The organism is Novimethylophilus kurashikiensis, from assembly GCF_003112435.1.
In the GTDB taxonomy this organism is placed as follows: domain Bacteria; phylum Pseudomonadota; class Gammaproteobacteria; order Burkholderiales; family Methylophilaceae; genus Novimethylophilus; species Novimethylophilus kurashikiensis.
The window spans coordinates 53751-71709 of the sequence record NZ_BDOQ01000023.1; the positions used below are offsets into that span (position 1 = coordinate 53751).

General features: G+C 50.9%; 15 protein-coding genes. 1 reads left to right on the forward strand and 14 read right to left on the reverse strand.

All coding sequences use genetic code 11. The features are described 5' to 3' along the window. Positions 1-105: 105 nt before the first annotated feature. Complete coding sequence (locus tag NMK_RS17660) at positions 106-2592, reverse strand: ABC transporter permease (RefSeq protein ID WP_109017094.1); 2487 nt, start codon at positions 2590-2592, stop codon at positions 106-108. Then, positions 2589-3257 (reverse strand): ABC transporter ATP-binding protein, encoded by a 669-nt coding sequence (locus NMK_RS17665; protein ID WP_109017095.1) that lies wholly within the window; start codon positions 3255-3257, stop codon positions 2589-2591. Before NMK_RS17665 ends, NMK_RS17660 begins: the two co-directional genes overlap by 4 nt. Here NMK_RS17665 and NMK_RS17670 point away from each other — a divergent pair. Next, positions 3256-3864 (forward strand): arylesterase, encoded by a 609-nt coding sequence (locus NMK_RS17670; RefSeq protein WP_109017096.1) that lies wholly within the window; start codon positions 3256-3258, stop codon positions 3862-3864. The genes NMK_RS17665 and NMK_RS17670 overlap by 2 nt on opposite strands. Here NMK_RS17670 and NMK_RS17675 read toward each other — a convergent pair. The 12 genes from NMK_RS17675 to NMK_RS17730 all read right to left on the reverse strand — a co-directional run. Continuing rightward, positions 3861-5201, reverse strand: coding sequence for an HlyD family type I secretion periplasmic adaptor subunit (locus NMK_RS17675; RefSeq protein WP_109017097.1), 1341 nt, complete (start codon positions 5199-5201; stop codon positions 3861-3863). The genes NMK_RS17670 and NMK_RS17675 overlap by 4 nt on opposite strands. Continuing rightward, the gene (locus NMK_RS17680; RefSeq protein ID WP_109017098.1) at positions 5198-7339 is read right to left on the reverse strand and encodes a peptidase domain-containing ABC transporter; all 2142 of its coding nucleotides are present in this window, start codon (positions 7337-7339) and stop codon (positions 5198-5200) included. The genes NMK_RS17675 and NMK_RS17680 overlap by 4 nt, the downstream gene beginning before the upstream one ends. Before the next feature lie 19 nt (positions 7340-7358). Beyond that, a complete protein-coding gene (locus NMK_RS17685) occupies positions 7359-8129 on the reverse strand; it encodes a DUF5672 family protein (RefSeq protein WP_109017099.1) in 771 nt (256 codons plus the stop codon). A gap of 2 nt (positions 8130-8131) precedes the next feature. Beyond that, positions 8132-9262 carry a DegT/DnrJ/EryC1/StrS family aminotransferase gene (locus tag NMK_RS17690; protein ID WP_109017100.1) on the reverse strand — a complete coding sequence of 377 codons (1131 nt, stop codon included), beginning with the start codon at positions 9260-9262 and terminating at the stop codon, positions 8132-8134. Positions 9263-9287: 25 nt separating this feature from the next. Beyond that, positions 9288-10025: a hypothetical protein gene (locus tag NMK_RS17695; RefSeq protein ID WP_109017101.1), complete on the reverse strand. Its 738-nt coding sequence runs from the start codon at positions 10023-10025 to the stop codon at positions 9288-9290. A gap of 35 nt (positions 10026-10060) precedes the next feature. Continuing rightward, a complete protein-coding gene (locus NMK_RS17700) occupies positions 10061-11152 on the reverse strand; it encodes an FkbM family methyltransferase (protein WP_109017102.1) in 1092 nt (363 codons plus the stop codon). A gap of 7 nt (positions 11153-11159) precedes the next feature. Next, positions 11160-11408: an acyl carrier protein gene (locus NMK_RS17705; RefSeq protein ID WP_109017103.1), complete on the reverse strand. Its 249-nt coding sequence runs from the start codon at positions 11406-11408 to the stop codon at positions 11160-11162. A gap of 20 nt (positions 11409-11428) precedes the next feature. Beyond that, complete coding sequence (locus NMK_RS17710; protein WP_109017104.1) at positions 11429-12580, reverse strand: Gfo/Idh/MocA family protein; 1152 nt, start codon at positions 12578-12580, stop codon at positions 11429-11431. Further along, a complete protein-coding gene (locus NMK_RS17715) occupies positions 12564-14126 on the reverse strand; it encodes a class I adenylate-forming enzyme family protein (RefSeq protein ID WP_109017105.1) in 1563 nt (520 codons plus the stop codon). Before NMK_RS17715 ends, NMK_RS17710 begins: the two co-directional genes overlap by 17 nt. Positions 14127-14159: 33 nt before the next feature. Continuing rightward, complete coding sequence (locus tag NMK_RS17720; protein ID WP_109017106.1) at positions 14160-14837, reverse strand: acetyltransferase; 678 nt, start codon at positions 14835-14837, stop codon at positions 14160-14162. 28 nt (positions 14838-14865) lie between these two features. After that, a complete protein-coding gene (locus tag NMK_RS17725) occupies positions 14866-16776 on the reverse strand; it encodes an O-linked N-acetylglucosamine transferase, SPINDLY family protein (protein ID WP_227871561.1) in 1911 nt (636 codons plus the stop codon). A 66-nt stretch (positions 16777-16842) separates the two neighbouring features. Next, positions 16843-17959 (reverse strand): SPM autocatalytic domain-containing protein (locus NMK_RS17730; protein WP_370849089.1); only part of this gene is annotated, 1117 nt, incomplete at its 5' end.

Sequence of the window (17959 nt, forward strand, 5' to 3'; positions counted from 1 at the left end):
GTTTTCGTGGGTTCAAAAGCTAAGATAAAGACGTGCAGCAAAGCAATATCTCAGTTTGTTTACACCTCCATAGCAACTCACCCGGCGGGCTTGCCCGCCGTTTTTTCAGACACTATTCAGCAACTGCCGCGGCGGCAGGTTCATGGTGTTGCGCAGCCCAAGCCAAGCAGCAAATGGAATCACCGCCAAAGCCCCACCTACACTCCACGCTAGCAGCGCCGGGTTGAAGGTATAAGGCAGATGTAGCGCATACCGACTGATGCCCCAGGCCAGCACGCTGGCGCCTAATGCGGCAACCAATCCAGCCAAGGCAGCAATTAGCGCGAACTCGGCCAGCATGGCAGCCACCATTTGTCGCCGCTTAGCGCCGAGCACGCGCAGCAAGGTGTATTCCAGTGCTCGAGCGTCCTGGGTAGCGGCCAGTGCGGCATAAAGCACCAGTATCCCGGCCAGCAGGGAAAACCCGAACACGAACTGCACGGCATAAGCCATGCGGTCCATCATGCTACGAATTTGCGCGATGATGGCAGCGACGTCGATAACCGTGACGTTGTTAAAGCTCTGCACCAAGCGGTTCAACACATCCTCGTGCTGCGGCGGCAGGTAAAAGCTGGTGATGTAGCTGGCAGGAAAATCATTGAGAACGCCAGGCGGCGTGACGGCGAAGAAGTTGGCTCGCATGGAATCCCACTCCACCTTGCGCAGGCTGGTGATGGTGAGCACGATGGTCTGCCCGGCCACGTCATAGGTGAGCCGATCTCCTAGGTGCAGTCCCAGGGTATCGGCAATCCCCTGCTCCAGCGACAGTTGCGGCCGACCGGATTCCTGCGGCGTCCACCATCGCCCGGCGACGATGCGATTGTCTTCCTGCATTTGAGTCGCCCACGACAAGTTGAACTCACGCTCCGCCAAACGCCGCGCCCGTTCGTCGTACTTGGAAACATCCAGAGGCTTGCCGTTGACCTCGATCAACCGCCCTCGCACCATGGGCTGGAAAGTAGGCGGCGGCAGTTGTTCGCGTTGGAAAAACGCCTGCAAATCGATCAATTGATCAGGTTGAATATTGATGGCGAAGCGGTTAGGCGCTTCGGGAGGCAAGGTCGATTGCCAGCTCCGCAGCAGATCACCGCGCACTAAAGTCAGCAAGAGCAAGGCCATCAGCCCCAGACTGAACCCGGCGATAGTGGCGATACTAGCGGCGGGATGCCGCGCCAGATTGACGGCGCCGAAACGCCACGAGCCAGCTTGTTGCCTGCTCCAGCGTCGCAATCCACGCATCGCAAACCAGGCCACCAATGACGCCAGCGCCATGAAACCGGCAAAACCGGCCAAGGCAATCAGCCCCAATTTAAGCTCCTGCGCCGTCCAGACCATCAAACCGGCGATAATCGCTACAGCCGGAACGAAGGCTAATCCGCGCGCCATGGATGGGGACGGCAAATCGCTGCGCAAAACACGCAACGCCGGGACATCTCGCAACCTGGCCAGCAGAGGCCACACTACGCCGAGTAATACCGACAACCCCGTTAACAATCCATGAAGCACAGGCAGCCACGACGGAGATGGTAGGCGCTCCAACACCATGCCGGCGAGCAGACGGCTCAAGGCCTCTTGCGCGAAAAACCCTAAGGCAGTGCCCGCTAGGCTGCCCAACAAGCCGATCAACACCAGTTGCAGCAGATGCACGTCCAGGATGAAACGCTGGCTGGCGCCGAGGCATCGCATCACAGCACAGGCATCGAGATTGCGCGCCATGAAACGCATGCCGGCCAAGGCCATGGCCACCGAGGCGAGCACAACGCTCGCCATGGCCGACAAACCGAGGAATTGCCGCGCCTTGGTCAACACGTTGCGGATTTCGGGTCGCGCATCGCTCACCTGCTCTACCCGCTCTCCCCGCTTCAACTCCGAGTTAAGCCAAAGGCGATAATCCTCGACGGCCTTGGCATCGCCAGCAACGAGCAATCTGTAAGTAACTCGGCTGCCGTATTGAATCAGGCCTGTACTCGCCATATCACCGTGCGCCATCATGAGCCGTGGCGCAATGCTGAAAAGATCACCGCCGCGGTCTGGCTCGAAATGCAGCGCTGCGGCCAGCTTGAACGTGCGTTCGCCCAACACGATATCGTCGCCGACATGCACACCGAGCAAGGTCAACAGGCGTGGCTCCATCCAAACCGTACCGGATGCAGGAACGGCGTTGGTAGGCTGCGGAGCGGCGTTTTCGGCAGCGGCAATCCGCAAGCGACCGCGCAAGGGATAGCCCGGGTCGACGGCCTTGATCTCGGCTAGATGGCTGGTCGTCCCATGCGTCGCCATGCTGGGGAAATGCAGTGTCTGGGCCTGCGATAAACCGCGTCGCTGCGCTTCTCGAATGTAATCCTCTGGAATGGGATGGTCCGATACCAGGGCAAGGTCGGCAGCAAGCAGCAAATTGCTCTGCCTTGCCAACCCGGACTGTACGCGATCGGTAAAGAATCCGACGGCGGTCACGGCAGCGACGGCGATGACCACGGCGAAAGCCAGGATGCGCAATTCCCCCGCACGCCAGTTGCGCTTGAATAAGCGCCAGGCAAATTGAAGCTTGTTCATGCCAGCCGCCCGCCTTCCAGCTTGAGCGTACGACTGCAACGGGCCGCTAGCACCGGGTCGTGCGTCACCAATACCAAGGTCGTTCCAGCCTCACGGTTAAGCTCGAACAACAGATCGATAATGCGTTCGCCGGTGGCGCTGTCGAGGTTACCTGTGGGTTCGTCGGCCAAGAGCAATTTCGGCCCCGGCGCAAAGGCCCGTGCAATGGCGACGCGCTGCTGCTCCCCGCCAGATAGTCGACTGGGCGTGTGGCTCAAGCGATGCTGCAACCCTACTCGACTCAAAGCCGCCAAGGCTAGTTGTTCAGGATTGTCTCGCTCGGCAAGCTCCAGCGGCAGCAATACGTTTTCCAGCGCAGTAAACGCCGGCAGCAACTGGAAAGACTGGAACACAAAGCCGATTTCCTTGCCACGCAAGGCCGCCCGGCCATCTTCGTCAAGACTATCCAATGCCACTCCATTGATTAGTACCTGCCCCTCGCTAGCCGCATCAAGCCCCGCCAACAGCCCCAGCAAGGTTGATTTTCCCGAGCCGGAAGCGCCCACGATGGCGACGGTTTCGCCTGTCTTCACGACGAGATCGAGGACGTGGAGTATCGTCAGCGTTCCTTCGCTGCTGTTAACATGCTTGGCAAGTTGACGGGCTTCAATGACGGGAGTCGGCATGAGATTGAGATGGTGGTTGGCAATGGGGTTGATGTTACTGCCTCTGACGGCGATGGCAAAACAGACGATATTGGTATTCGGCGACAGCCTGTCCGCCGCCTATGGCATCCCGCGCGAGGCGGGCTGGGTATCGCTCCTTGAAAAAAAGCTGGCTCAGGAAAAGCCGGATTACGAAGTCGTCAATGCAAGCATTAGCGGCGAAACAACAAGCGGCGGGGTACGTCGCATAGACGCGTTGCTGATAAAACATAAGCCAGCTATCGTCATCCTGGAACTGGGCGCCAACGATGGACTGCGTGGATTGCCGCTCTCTGAAACCGAAACCAACCTCTCCAGCATCATCACTGCCAACAAGAAAGCCGGCGCACGCACATTGCTTATCGGTATGAGACTGCCGCCGAACTACGGAATTCAATACACGAAAGATTTCGCCAACATCTATGTGGGCTTGGCAAAAAAAACGAAGGCAGGACTAGTGTCCTTTTTATTACAAGACGTAGCGGGTAAACCCGAACTTACTCAGCCAGATGGACTGCACCCAGTGGCGCAAGCCCAGGGGAAATTGCTGGAAAATGTCTGGGTCGAGTTAAAACCAATGTTGCATTAAGGCTCTTGCAGGGATTCATCCATAGCCTTGCGTAAGGGCCACATGAGATAAGAAATCACCGAGCGCTTTCCAACCACAATCTCTGCAGTCAAGGTCATCCCTGGCAGTAACCGAATCCCGTCCCGTTTGCCTTTGAACTTGGTCTCTTTCAGAGTCACTCGACTCATGTAGAAAGCATCCGTCCCTTGTTTATTGGCGTCCCTGCGAAACGCATCTTCGCTGATCGTTCTAACCTTGGCATCTAGCGTGCCGTATTCCTGAAATGGATAAGCGTCGAATTTCAGCCGGGTTTCGTCGCCAACCTTGACATACCCTACATCGGCGGATTCGATCTGGACTTCTGCTTCCAGTTCAGAGCCCAACGGCACCAACGTGAAGAGTGGCTCGGCCTCTTTGACTACGGAGCCTTGGGAAAGCTTCGCAATATCCAGTACCACAGCATCGGACGGTGCAACCAGGACGACCATGCTGTGGCGCTTATCAGCCTTTTGCAATTGCTCGTTGACGGAATCTCGGTCCCGGGAAGTCGACAGCAATTCTTCCATCGTTTTCTGCCGCCATCCTTTTTCGAAGGCAGCCCTCTCGGCCTGGGCGCTCGCTAGCTGACGCCGCAGTTCCTGTTCACGATTTTGTGCGAGTTGCATGTCGCGCTCCACCTCAAGGCGCTTATCCTGAGCTTCTAACAGGCGCGCCCTTGAGCTGAACTGCTGTGCAACGAGCTTGGACTGCATGGCTTCCATCTCTTTCAATGGCCCAAGCCGCGCGGTCAATGATTGCTGGTCGTGGCGATTGGTCTCAAGCTCCGCCTGCAACCTTGCTATATCCTCGCTCATTTTCCGCAACTGGGCTTGGTAATTGGCCTGTCGCTCGGCAGCCAGTTGAGCCTGCAACTTGCTGTCGGCATCATTTCCCTTGGTGGCGACACCCCCCCCTTTTAATTCGGCACCAAGCCGACTCGTTTGTGTATCGAGGCTTTTAAGCCGGCTGCGCAATTGAGCTTCATCGGCTTGTGCGAACGTGGGGTCCAGAGTTGCGAGTCGTGTTCCTTTCTTCACCACCTGGCCGATACGAACATCGATACTCTGGATGATTGACGTTTCCAAGGGCTGCACCACGATATTAGGCAACGGTGTCACCAAGCGCCCCTTGGCGGTGATGACTTGATCGATCTGCGAAACAGTTGCCCAAATAATGAAGACAATCAGCAACAACAGCATGACATGCAGCGTCAGCCTTGCCATGGGCGGCAAGGGACGCCGCTCGATTTCGTCCGCATCGGGAAGAAACTCGATGGCTGTGTCCTCTGAACCGGAGCTGGATTTAAAGAACGACTTCATAGATGGCTTGTTTGTTGATTCCACAAATGCTGATAAGTCTCGCAACGGCCGAGCAATTCTTCATGGCGGCCCTTATCGACCAACTGCCCTTGTTGCATCACGAGGATCGCATGCGCATTAACGAGTGTGGAAAGACGGTGCGAAATCATGATGACAGTGCGACCTACGGCAATTTTCGAAAGATTATTGATAAAAATTGCTTCGCTTTCCGGGTCTAGGGCACTTGCCGCCTCATCAAGAATCAAAATACGCGGCTTGGTCAACAACGACCGCGCAATTGATAACCGCTGCTTTTGTCCACCGCTCAGGTTGGAGGCATTCTCCTCAAGCACGGTGTCGTATCCTTGTGGCAAACGCTCGATGAATTCATCCGCGCCTGCCGCTTCGGCTGCTGCGACAATTTCCTGGAAAGTTGCATCGGGCCTTGCTACAGAAAGATTCTCGCGCACCGTACCACGGAATAGGAAGTTCTCCTGCAATACAACACCCACTTGGCGACGCAAATGCGCCAGATCAATTTCTCGGGCATCCGTACCGTCGAACCGAATGATGCCTTCCTGAATGTTGTAGAGACCCTGGATTAATTTAGTCAGCGTTGATTTACCGGAACCACTACGACCGACAATGCCGATGACGGTGCCCTCGGAGATGGAAAAACTGGCACGATTCAGGGCCGCATTACTAGCGCCCGGGTAGCGGAAAGTGACGTCTTCAAATGTGATATTCCCACGCAGTTGCGGTCGCAAACCGCTTCCTCCCGCCCTGCCCTCTGGCGGCCTATTCATGACATCGCCTAACAACTTTACCGACATGGCAACTTCCTGATACTCGTTCACCAAGCCGACGATCTGAACCAGCGGCTGCATGACACGGCCGGAAATCATCTGGAAAGCGATCAATACACCCACGGTAAGGGTCTGGTCAAACACTGCCTGTGCGCCAACGACGATGATAACCACGGGCAGTAGTTTTTCCAGGAAGCTGGTAAAGGCTGCGGCCGTGATCCCTAGCTTTCCAACACGGAAATGGGCTGAAATCGATTCGGCAGACCGCTGGTCCCAGATACGTCGCTGCTTGGGCTCGATAGCCAATGCCTTGACGGTTCGCATGCCATGGATGGTTTCCACCAACAACGCCTGCCGACGGCCTTCCGCGGTATTCAGCTGATTGATACGTTTTTGATAGGTAGGAACGAGTGCCGCGACCACGACAGCCATGATCAAGGAAAACAGCAACGTGATCAGCGCCAGCTGGAATGAATAGAAAAACAGCAAAGGCAAGAAGATCAGCAAGGCTGTAGCATCAAGCGCTGTAAAGAACAATCGACCGGTAAGAAACTGGCGTATGCGCTCCAATTGCAATACGTTGCGCACGATCACCCCGGCAGAGGTAGTTTCAAAATAATCAATGGGTAGTGATAGCAAATGTCCGAATGTACGCCTGGTTAGGCGCATATCAATCTTGTTGGTTGCAGAAAGCACGAGCAGCTGACGCAAATAACCGAATATGGCTTCGAAGATCATGGCCATCGTGATGCCGACTGCCAATACCCATAAGGTGGAAGCACTCTGGTGTACGAGCACCTTGTCGATCACCAGTTGGAAGAAAATCGGCGAGGCCAGTGCCAATACGTGTAGTGCCAAGGCGGCAAATGCAATATCCCTGAAAGCAACTTTCTGCTTGAGGATTTCAGGGATGAACCAGCGCAAGCTGAACGGTTGGTTAGGGTCGGTAATGGCATGGCTACGCTTGAGAAATACCAGTTCGCCGGTCCAGCGTTCGCAAAATTGACTGCGCTCCAGCACAACGACTTCGCCCAAGTTACCTAAAGGATCAAGCACTGCTACCTTGCCTTCGCCCTCAGTGCGAGTTCCCACAATGATGACGCTATTGCCTTCGCGCATGCGTGCAATTACCGGAAAGACACCCTTCAAGGGAATGAGACGTTCCCAAGAGATCTTATCGACCTTGGCCTTCAAGCCGACATCATGGGCGATGCGCAGCAGCAATGCCTCACCGGGTTCCTCATCGGCCAACGCATATTCGTGAATCAATCGTTCGGGATGAACCTGCAAACCGTGATGCTGCGCAATAGCAGTCAGGCACTGTAAGGTGGTATGTGGAAACTTGGCTTGCATGCGTTAAGAATTCTAGTTTTTAAGCAGTGATTGCTTCTTGCAATAGGGAACGCCAAAACTCCGGCTCGTATTTCCACCAGGCGTGCCCTCCCATGGGCAATTTCCCGCCGTTGACTGCCAGATAATAGGAGGGTTTAAGTTCCATTGAAAACTTGGATGCCGTAATTTCGTTAGGAATGACGAAATCACCGGACAAAGCGCCCATGACGGCGAAGAACAGATCCTCGCTCGAACCTGTGCGGTCGAAAATCTCGATGATGTCTTTGTATTCTTCCAGCAAGGACAGGCATTTACGCACTCGGCGGAGGCTCAGGCCACCGTTTCCGACATAAGTTCTGACCAATTTGCCTCTATTGCCCTCGAATCGTCCCGCGTTGACAAAAAGCTCATAACCATCCGGCCAAGGTGCGCCCACATAATCGAAGGGGCTTGCGCACCAGAAGTCCAATTCGTCGCGCAAGATGATGGCATCGGTTTGCAGGATCAGAAGGAATTCGAAATCGAGATACCGTTCGTAAAACGCGCGCCCCAGCAGAAGCCGATTGTAATTTTCAATAGAATCAAAACAATGAGACTCGAAGAACTCGAACGGTACGCCAGAATAACGCTTTTGGTAAAAGGAAACGTCAAGACCGGCGGGCGCAATGAATCTCAGAGACCTTTCCTGCAAAACTGATAGCGAACGATCGAGAGAAAATAGTTCCAGATCGGAAAGCTCCGCTTTGTAGAGAGGAACCAATACTACAACCTGCTCCTTTTTCTCCAATTGGTTTTCGTGACCGAATTCCATGTTTATTCCAGCACAGTTGTAGCTTCGTTCATGAGCACATGTGATACGCGCTCTATGTCGGCTTCAGTCATATCGGGGAAAATGGGCAAGCACAGTATTTCGTTGGCTGCCATGGTGGCTGCGGGGAGATTAGCCATTGCAGCCGAAGGCAGGCCACGATACATCGACATATCGCTGATGAGCGGGAAGAAATAGCGCCTTGAGAAAACGCCTTGTTTTTTCAATTCGTTGTAGAGCTCGTCCCGACTCAATCGATAGCCTGGTTTTACCCTGATTGGGAAATAAGAGTAGTTCCACTCGACATTCTTGGGAACGTCCAGGCATTCAATACCGGGCAAACCAGTGAAGCGTACACGATAAGACATGTCGATATCACGCCTCTTTCGTATCGCCTCATCCACATGATTCAGTTGTAGCAATCCGATAGCCGCATGCAACTCGTCCATTTTCCCGTTGATGCCTGGGGCCACAACTGTTACTTCATCGGCAAAACCGAAATTCTTTAGAAAATCGATGCGACGCTTTGTCTTGGCATCGGGGCTGACAATCGCGCCCCCCTCGAACGTATTAAATACTTTGGTTGCGTGGAACGACAGCACGGAAAGATCGCCATGGCGCAGAATGCTCTCACCATTGCGTTTAACCCCAAAAGCATGCGCAGCATCATAGATCACCTTAAGGCCATGGACATCGGCGATTTTCTGAATTCGATCGACATCGCAAGGGTTTCCATAACAGTGGACCGGCATAATTGCCGTAGTCTGAGGCGTAATTGCAGCTTCAATGCGCTCCGGATCAAGATTAAACGTATCCGGATCGATATCAACAAAGACCGGCTGCAGGCCATTCCACAACAAAGAATGAGCGGTTGCGACAAAAGAATATGGCGTTGTTATGACTTCGCCGCTGACGCGCAGTGCCTGCAAAGCAGTAATCAACGCAACGGTACAATTAGTAAATAGGGAGACGTGCTCAACCCCCAAATACTCTGCCAGACGTGTTTCAAACTCCTGATGCAACGGGCCGCCATTGGTCAGTATCTTATTGTTCCATATCATTTCAAGATACGGTTGCAAGTCCTCCAACGGTGGAAGGGATGGCTGGGTAACGTACAAGGGCTTGTTATTCATCATTTGCCTATATCGGCAGGTTTGCGCTTTAGTAAAGGAATTGCTGCCAATTGACGGTCGGACTCAAATAACCTTCCATACAATGAGTGGCCAATCCAGGAATTGGGGTCAAAAGCACGCGACCGCGCTCCCCGATGAGTTTGCTGAAAAAATAGAAATCGGGAATGCCCAGGGCCAGCACATCGTAATCCTGATTGAGAACGGCTTTTTCGAACATAAATGACCCGCAACTGCTGGGGGCAGTACGCCAATGATGTGTCTTGGTGTGCACTATTTTAGATTGCAACTCGGCGTACATCGCATACATATATTTGTCGCGATGGTCGTACAAGGAAACGTAATCGAATTTCAATCCAGAATCATATAGTTCGAATATCTTGCTAACCCAACCTGGCTGATGCAGGTAGTCGTTTTCAAGGAAATATATCAAATCATGAGGAGGCAATGCGGCTTGATGTGCCATTGCCAGCGTGATCAGACCTGAGTTTCGGTCGGAACCGCCGCGGATGAATTGCACGCCGATACCTAGCGACTCATTCGCGTAATACCGACTTACAAAGTCATCCATAAAATCATCGACTTGACCATCATAAACGACGGTAAGGCGTACTCTAGAGCCCATGGGATCAGACTGTATTGTCGTCAGCAGATTACGAAAGCAAGCCTCATGCGTGAACCACTCGGGACGGCTTTTAGACGGATCGCGGCTGGTTTTATCCGCCTTGATATGCACGTGGCGGTAATAAATATTCAGAAATCGTTCCATGCTTTATACGATGCAGTCTTGGCAGCAATGCGACATCAATTAGGTATGAAGAACATGACCGTTTCCGACCAACCTTCCGTGTAATGCCGCAAGTAGACTTTGTAGTCCCGCCGCAATCCAGTCACAAAATCGAATACACGCCAAAAGTCCGAAGGATGGTGATAAACAGAAATGGCAAGTTTGGGGCGATCTTCCAGGATATGACGCTGTGCCCCCGCCAAAGCCTTCGTCTCCCAGCCTTCCAGATCCATTTTGATAAACGTCACCTTATCCGCAATGTGATCATCCAAAGTTGTTACAGCGATCTTGCAGGAACCCAATTCATCCACGGAACTGGCGGAACCTGCATCAGGGTCGAAAGCCAGCGTTCCCTTGGTATCGGAAATACCCAGTTCTATGAAATCAATGTCATGAGAATCCTTGAGTCTGAGTTTAGCTTTCTCGATATTTTTACTTGAAGGTTCGAAAAGATAGACTTTTGTATATTCCGGGCAACGGCGGATGAATTCTTCCGTAGTGTCTCCATCAAACCCGCCACAATCGACGAACACCTCGCCGGCCCCAAGATTAAGGAAGCTTTCGAAATATTGATCTTTAAAGCGAACTCGATACGACGACATGAACCGATAATCGCCCGTCAGTCGGTATTGCAAAAGATGGTTCAGCACGTCCACAGATTCAGCATCCGCTAGAGACTGACTCATGGCTTCCCACTGAGTGGGATGTAACTGGATGTCCTCGCGGGTTTCCGCGACAAAACGAGGCAACTCTATCAATTCCGAGGCAACCCGACATAAATCCGCATAAGCAATTGCCCGGCCCAATTCAGCTCCACGCTTTGCAGCAGAGACAGGACTGATGGAAAAGGAGCAATTAACGATCAAGGCATTTTGAGGAATCTCTGCCCCCTTGAGGACTGGCTTTCCCTGCCAGAACATTCCCGGCAGGCAAAAATCGTCGACAAACCCATCGATCTCGATAGCTTTGGATAAGGCGGCAGAGCAATCATTGCGGCCAAGAACGAAACGTCGCCCAACACTCTCAGGAGAAAGGAATTCGTTTGCTAATTGCTGAGATCCGGGCTCAGTTTGATGGAAGGCGTCAAGTACTTCTTTCGGATTAATCATCGCCGCTCTAGCCGCCCAGTTTTTTATTGATCATTGAAACCAGGCCGCCAATGGTCCTGAACTCCGGCGATTCGATATCCGTCTCAGAAATCTCGATTTCGTACTTCGCTTCTATCTCAACCACGAATTTGATAATGGCGATCGAATCGACATAACCGGAATCAATATAATTCAAGGAGGGAAGATCAATATTCTTGGGTAATTTGGCTTTTTTCTCGATCAAGCCAACGACGAATTGCGTAATGGAATCTGTCATTATTCTTCTGCCATGGATAATCAAGATTTGCTACGTACCGGTTGCCACGATTTACTCTCTGCGGAGGTTGCCATGGCTTCCAGCAAATACAGCCCTTCCAATGCTGTTTCTGCATCGAAAACGTTTTGCGAATGCCATATACCACTTTTCTTGTATTGTCGTATGCAATCTGCCATATCTTGATAAAGATTGGCAAAAGCCTCTACGAAGCCCGCTGGATGCCCAGCCTTAAAACGATTGTAGCGTTTGAGATTCGCAACTTCTACCGGCGAGGCGCGGTCGATAATTTCCCGTCGCCCGTCTGAATAAGATACCAGGACTTCCTCCGGATTAGCCTGATACCACTCAACGGACGCCTTAGATCCATAGATTCGAAGCCGTAATCCGTTTCTATGACCAAGGGCAGATTTGCTAAACCAAAGCTGCCCTTGAACTCCGCCCGTATAACGGCATAGACAATTCACATTATCGACAACTTCGGAGAACCATCCGTAGCTATTCTGATCGGTGACCACCTCAATCGGTGCCTGCTCCGTTAGATATTGAACCAGATGGTGGAGATGAACAGCCAGATCCAGGTAAATCGTGGGAATTTTTCCATCGTGCAAACGCCACTCCTGCGGCATAGGCTTATTGCCGCTGGCATCGACACGAACGAACCCCTCTTGAGGCATTTCCACCTGAAAATGCAGAATATTGCCGAGCTTTCCACTCTGGATGATTTGTCTCAATTCTCGAACCATCGGATAACCGGAGTAGTTATAGGTAACCGCCACAAATCCTTTATTTCGGTTACGAACGTCAATGATGGTCTCTACTTCCCCACTACTTACAGCAAGCGCTTTTTCGCAGATAACGGGAATGCCCGCTTCCAGGCAGGCAGTAACGATTTCGAAGTGTAGTGGCGTCGGCGTCAGCACTACAATGGCATCGATGCGCTTACGTTCTGCCCTTAGCAAATCTTGCCAGCTGTCATAAACTCTCTCGGGTTCAATACCGTAAGCTTGCCCCGTTTCCTTGTTAAGATGGGCTTCAGTAGCGAAGCAACCCGCCTCTACTGTCCATTGGTTGTCCATAGTACTGGATACATAATGTGCATAGCCAACCGCCGAACTCAGCGCACCTCCGATGAATCCCAGGGATAACGGTTTTGCTTCAGACAAGTGGGGCATGGGTCGATCCTGTCTTATCTTGGATTTTGCCGAATTGGTCGACTAGTGCATACTTCATGAGTTTTCCCATCCCGTTTCGCGGAAGTTTATCCAAAATAAAGAACTTCCGCGGCTGCTGAAAATCAGCAAGTAAATCAGCACAATAGTGACGAATTTTCCGTTGATCGAAACTTTCCGGATCACGCGGCACTAGGGCTACCGCCACAACCTCTCCCAGACGCTCATCCGGTACGGCGAACGCCGCACATTCCAATACTGACGGATGCTTCGCAATAACACCCTCAATGTCAGATGGATAAACATTGATGCCACCTGTGATGATGATCTCTTTTTTTCTTCCGAGGAAATAGAGGAACCCATCCTCATCCAACTTACCCATATCCCCCGTTCGGAAGTATTCTCCCCACATTGCAGATTGCGTTAAATCCGGACGCTGGAAATACCCACCGAAGGCCATCGGCGTCTTACATACAATCTCCCCTACTTCCCCAGGTGCAGCCAACTCATCGCTCTCCAGAAGTACCTGGACATCGACACCGGGGGCGGCACAACCCACAGATTTAAGCTTTGTCTGGGCGCTTACCCCATCGAGATTCGTTGCGATAGCAATTTCAGAAGCACCGTAACACTCATGAAAATCACATTTGAATTTTTCAAGCAGCTTTTGCTTGACCTGGGTATCCAGCAATGCAGAGGAAGAAACAACACATCGCAAACTTTGGATTTTTTGGCCAGCCTCATCGGTCAATTGTTCGACGATCTGCCCCAACTGAGAAGAAACTGCAATGGTAAAAGTCACTTGTTGTTCGGCTACGCAATGTAACCACTCCGAAGGAGAGAACCGCTTCATTAGAATGGAGGTGCCGCCGGTAAGCATGGGAATCAACACCAAGCGTTCGGCCAAAGAGTGATAAAGCGGTGTCGCCGCTAATGTTTTATCCGATCCAGTAATTGTATAAAGCTCGACAGCTGCCGCAGCTCTATTGAATTTAGTTCGTTGCGTGAGAATAATCGGCTTAGGATCTCCGGTAGATCCTGAGGTCATCGTTAAGATAAGCGCATCATCATGCTGTCCTGCAAATAATGGCTTCGGATCATCTCCCGCATCCTGTAGTAGATCAGTCAATGACCGAACCCCATCAACATGCCCATCCAAGGATATCCATAACCCATCAGCAACATTGCGTATAGGTAAATCAGATTCCAGCAAAGGTTGAAGAGCAATGTGATTTGCAACTACATGGCGGACATTGGAAGCTTGGAACGCATTAAGAACGGCAGTCGCGGGTAATGAGGTATTGAGTGGAACCAACACTACACCCAGATCCGCTGCGGCCAAAATAAGCGCGACGAATTCAATACAATTCGGCAGCAAAACACCAATATGCTCGCCCCGCTTGACGCCATTGCGAGACATGGCATTCGCCCACTGGTAAACCAAGATTGCGAGTTGTCCATAATCCATCTCACTCCCCTCGCACCAAATGGCCTGCTTGAGAGGAGATGTTTTAGCGTGATCGAAAAAAGTCTGTGAGATTAAAGACAACTTGGCACCTCAAGCTGCGCAACTGCCGATTGATTAGTCAAAAATTCGGCTGAACTTAAGGAAAGATTTGCTGCTAAGGCGGAATAATTGTCCAGGCTCAGATAAATAAACTTCATGATTATTAGTATTTTTGGTAATTACGGTATTGGCTGCAATGAAATTTTGCGCCCCCATTCGGATACCGTGACCAGCAGACGAATTTACACCGAAGAAGCTACCACTTCCGATATGACATCCCCCTGCTATAGATACACCCGAATTGATCCAACAGTTCGGCTCAACGACGCAATCATGGCCAATATTGACATTGCTTGAAATAAACACCCCACGTCCGATATTACAGCCGGGGTGAATGGAAACATGATCCAGAATAATACAATTATCTGCAATATGAACATCATCGTGCATAATTACGGATTCATGTATGTATCGCGCAAAGGAATACCCCTTCTCTGCAGCCTCTTCATACTTCTTCTCCCGCAACTCATTCATTTCTCTGAACCCCACAGCAACAATCACTTTATAAATTGACGGAGGGAATTGATCTTGAACCTTGCTAAATGGGATTAACGGCAAATTGCAAAAGCTATTTATATCATCCGGAATACAATGGTCATCTACTGTAAATCCGCAAATTTGCATGCTGTGCTTGGCATATGAAAACAATACCCGAGCCATCGCACCATTCCCATAAATCACGATTTTTTGCATTGTCGGTGCTTCTCGCTGTAAATTGGTATTACAGTTGATCTTGAATATCGCCTAATTGGGCACGTCTCCACATTGCAATATAGATCGACTCGAGATTTCTACAAAACCCCTCTGTATTGAACAGTGGATATGTATTCTTATGTTCGCGTAACTTTTCTTTGAGCTCAATAATGCGTGCAGGTGTTTGTGCCAATTGGACCACAAGGGATTCATATTCCTGGAGTGAATGAGTAATAAGCTCGGGCATGCCAATTGCATGCAGTAGGCTTCCCGCGACTCTTGCCGGGAAGGCGTTTCCCATATACGTAACAACAGGCAAACCCGCCATGAGCGCATCAGCTGCCGTCGTGTGAGCATTGTAAGGATGCGTATCCAGGAAAAGATCCGCCTGGCGATATCTTGCCAAATGATCTTCAATAAGTGGAACACGACTGGCGAAAATCAGGCGAGAGGCGTCGACTCCTCGAGTCTCAGCTTCACGTCTAAGATTCTGCTGGGAGACTTCGCTACGAGACATCAACCAAAGAACGCTATTCGGCACTCGATTAAGTATACGCATCCAAACATCGAATAAGGGAGGCGATATCTTGTAATCATGGCTGAAAGAGCAGAAAACGATACCTTTCTCTGGCAATCCACATTCTGTACGAGTCGGCGTTCTATCTGAGACTTTGACTCCAGCATCCGTCGGCAAATAAGTATCTGGTAGATAAGCAACGTTCTCGTTGTAAAACTGTTGATGCTCTTCTGGAATTACATAGCGGTCGGCAATGATGTAATCCATATAATCGGTTCCCATTGTTCCTGGATAACCAAGATAGTTCACTTGTACAGGGGCAGGTTTCAGCGCGAAGATTTGAGCGCGTGAATCGGACGTGTACCCTGCCAAATCAACGGCGATATCAATTTCCATGTCTCGCATTAAGCGGGCTATTTGCGTTGGCCCCATTTCTCGAGCATCGATGAAATGATCGAAGGTCTTCAGCATGCGGGTACGCAACCTACTACCGTCATCTACGCCCAGAGAAATCGCAATTGTCTCAAAGCGAGATTTATCGTGTTGCTCAATTACTCCTGCCATCAAATGACAAACGGGATGTTCTCTCAAGTCCGGAGAAACATAAGCTAATTTAATTTTTTGATGGCGATAGCACTCACCATTCCATAATAAAGTAGCTGATTTCGGGCAATAGTGCTGTGCAAAAATCTGAGCTGCCGATTGATGATCGACAGCGTTATCAGACACGGCCATGAATGCAAGCGATTTGCAGGTCCGTTTGCCATTGCGAACGCCTTGGACAATCTGTTCGCTGATTCCACCAAAATCTTTCCAATCGCACAAATGAAGCCGCTCGTAGCACAGTAGACCCGGCCCATATTCAAAATCCGGCTTGAGTCTGAGTAAATGCTCAAACATGGCAATAGCTTTATCGCTTTGCTTGAACTCAGTCAGGATAATCGCGCAATTAGCTAAAGCTGGAATGTAATTGGGTTCAATATGAAGCACTTGATTGAAGCGCTCGAGTGCATCCTTGTGCCTCAGCATATCGCGCAATAGAACGCCGCTATTGATCAGTACTTCAATGTAATCGGGTTTTATCTCTAGGGCATCATCGTAACTCTTTAACGCATCTTCATTACGACCCAGTCCTTGTAAAGCGGCGCCTCGAACAAAACGTAAAGGAGCAAATCGAGGGGCCGCTTGGATACCAATATCTGCTAAATGAAGGGCTTTATCATGATCTCCACGATTGATCACGATAACGCTAAGAGAATATAAAGCCGCAGCATTATTCGGGTCTGTAGAAAGAATCTGGTTGAATAAGCACTCCGCTTTTTCGATCTCTCCCCGGTTCTGCATTTCTATTGCTTGAACCAATGTGCTTTCTGAATTCATTCTCACCCTGAAGCGTTCTAGCGCCAATTGGCGCAGATGCAATTGAATCACATAAAAAAGGCGGCAAGATCAATAACTGATCTTGCCGCCTTGTACTGACTATTAGGATTAGTTACCGCCGCCCGTAGCCAAAGGAGTCGTAGTTTGAGTATTGGTCAATCCATCCGTAATACTAGATGTGTTAACCGCGACTGCCGTAGACGTCGTAGAACTCAATATGCTGCCATTGGCATCATATTGGCTCAGCGTGGTGGTCAAGCTGCTTACGCTTGTAGCGATCGCCGTATCAGTAGAAGTTGTCTGATTGTCAGTCAATGTCGTTGCGCTAGACACTGAAGTATCAGCAGTAGCTTCACTAAATGCAGTAATCGCTTGCGTCAGACTACTGACCTGACTACTCAAGTCCACAGTTGATGTGGCACTGGACTGGTTATTAAGGAACCAGACGTCAGCCATCTCGTGAGTCGTACCATCAATGGTTTCGTAGCTCGACACCATACCTATCCAGTTGCCGTTATCTATCACAGACGTTGAGCTTGCGCTCAAGTTGAGCTTGCTGATTCCCAAGTCACCCAAGGACACCAGTTCACCCGCCTCATTAACGCCGTCTGAGTTAGCATCAATCCAGACCTTCAACTCGTCATAGCTAGAGTCTGCCGCACTGATAACGCCATCACCATTAGTATCTAGTTCAGTCAGCGCCACGTAACCATTTGCAGCTTTCTGACCATCGGAAAGCAACGTCGATGTACCGAATAGCTCACCGCCATCGTTAATCACACCATCGTGGTTCCTATCGAGAACAAGCAATCCATCCTCAGAGGAAATCCAACCGGTCTGGGCCTTCTGGCCAATAGCATTCAAGTCGAACTGGACACCAGCCGAGATGCCTAGCGTCTTGAGGCCATCGCCGTTCAGATCCAGGGCAATCGGACTACTCAAGGATTGTAGAAGCGGCATCTGGACTGTCGTAAACGCGCCGATCTGAGTGGTCGTTAGAGCCATGATTTGCGTTGTAGTAATTGCTGCGACCTGGCTTGTTGTCAAGCCGCTTGCAATTTGGTCCGTAGTCAGAGATGCGACCTGACTCGTAGTCAACGCAATGATGTCGGCAGTGCTCAGAGCACCGATTTGTGACGTAGTTAGTGCTTCAAACTGAGCGGTCTTCAAGGACACAATTTGTGCCGTCGTCAAGGCGGCCACTTCGCTCGTGGTGAGGCCGTTC

Excerpts from the sequence above, each read along its gene's own strand:
- NMK_RS17710 (WP_109017104.1), bottom strand. The coding sequence starts at position 12,580 with ATGCCCCACTTGTCTGAAGCAAAACCGTTATCCCTGGGATTCATCGGA.
- NMK_RS17720 (WP_109017106.1), bottom strand. The coding sequence starts at position 14,837 with ATGCAAAAAATCGTGATTTATGGGAATGGTGCGATGGCTCGGGTATTG.
- NMK_RS17670 (WP_109017096.1), top strand. The coding sequence starts at position 3,256 with ATGAGATTGAGATGGTGGTTGGCAATGGGGTTGATGTTACTGCCTCTG.
- NMK_RS17680 (WP_109017098.1), bottom strand. The coding sequence starts at position 7,339 with ATGCAAGCCAAGTTTCCACATACCACCTTACAGTGCCTGACTGCTATT.
- NMK_RS17660 (WP_109017094.1), bottom strand. The coding sequence starts at position 2,592 with ATGAACAAGCTTCAATTTGCCTGGCGCTTATTCAAGCGCAACTGGCGT.
- NMK_RS17705 (WP_109017103.1), bottom strand. The coding sequence starts at position 11,408 with ATGACAGATTCCATTACGCAATTCGTCGTTGGCTTGATCGAGAAAAAA.
- NMK_RS17665 (WP_109017095.1), bottom strand. The coding sequence starts at position 3,257 with ATGCCGACTCCCGTCATTGAAGCCCGTCAACTTGCCAAGCATGTTAAC.
- NMK_RS17690 (WP_109017100.1), bottom strand. The coding sequence starts at position 9,262 with ATGATGAATAACAAGCCCTTGTACGTTACCCAGCCATCCCTTCCACCG.
- NMK_RS17685 (WP_109017099.1), bottom strand. The coding sequence starts at position 8,129 with ATGGAATTCGGTCACGAAAACCAATTGGAGAAAAAGGAGCAGGTTGTA.
- NMK_RS17695 (WP_109017101.1), bottom strand. The coding sequence starts at position 10,025 with ATGGAACGATTTCTGAATATTTATTACCGCCACGTGCATATCAAGGCG.
- NMK_RS17700 (WP_109017102.1), bottom strand. The coding sequence starts at position 11,152 with ATGATTAATCCGAAAGAAGTACTTGACGCCTTCCATCAAACTGAGCCC.
- NMK_RS17675 (WP_109017097.1), bottom strand. The coding sequence starts at position 5,201 with ATGAAGTCGTTCTTTAAATCCAGCTCCGGTTCAGAGGACACAGCCATC.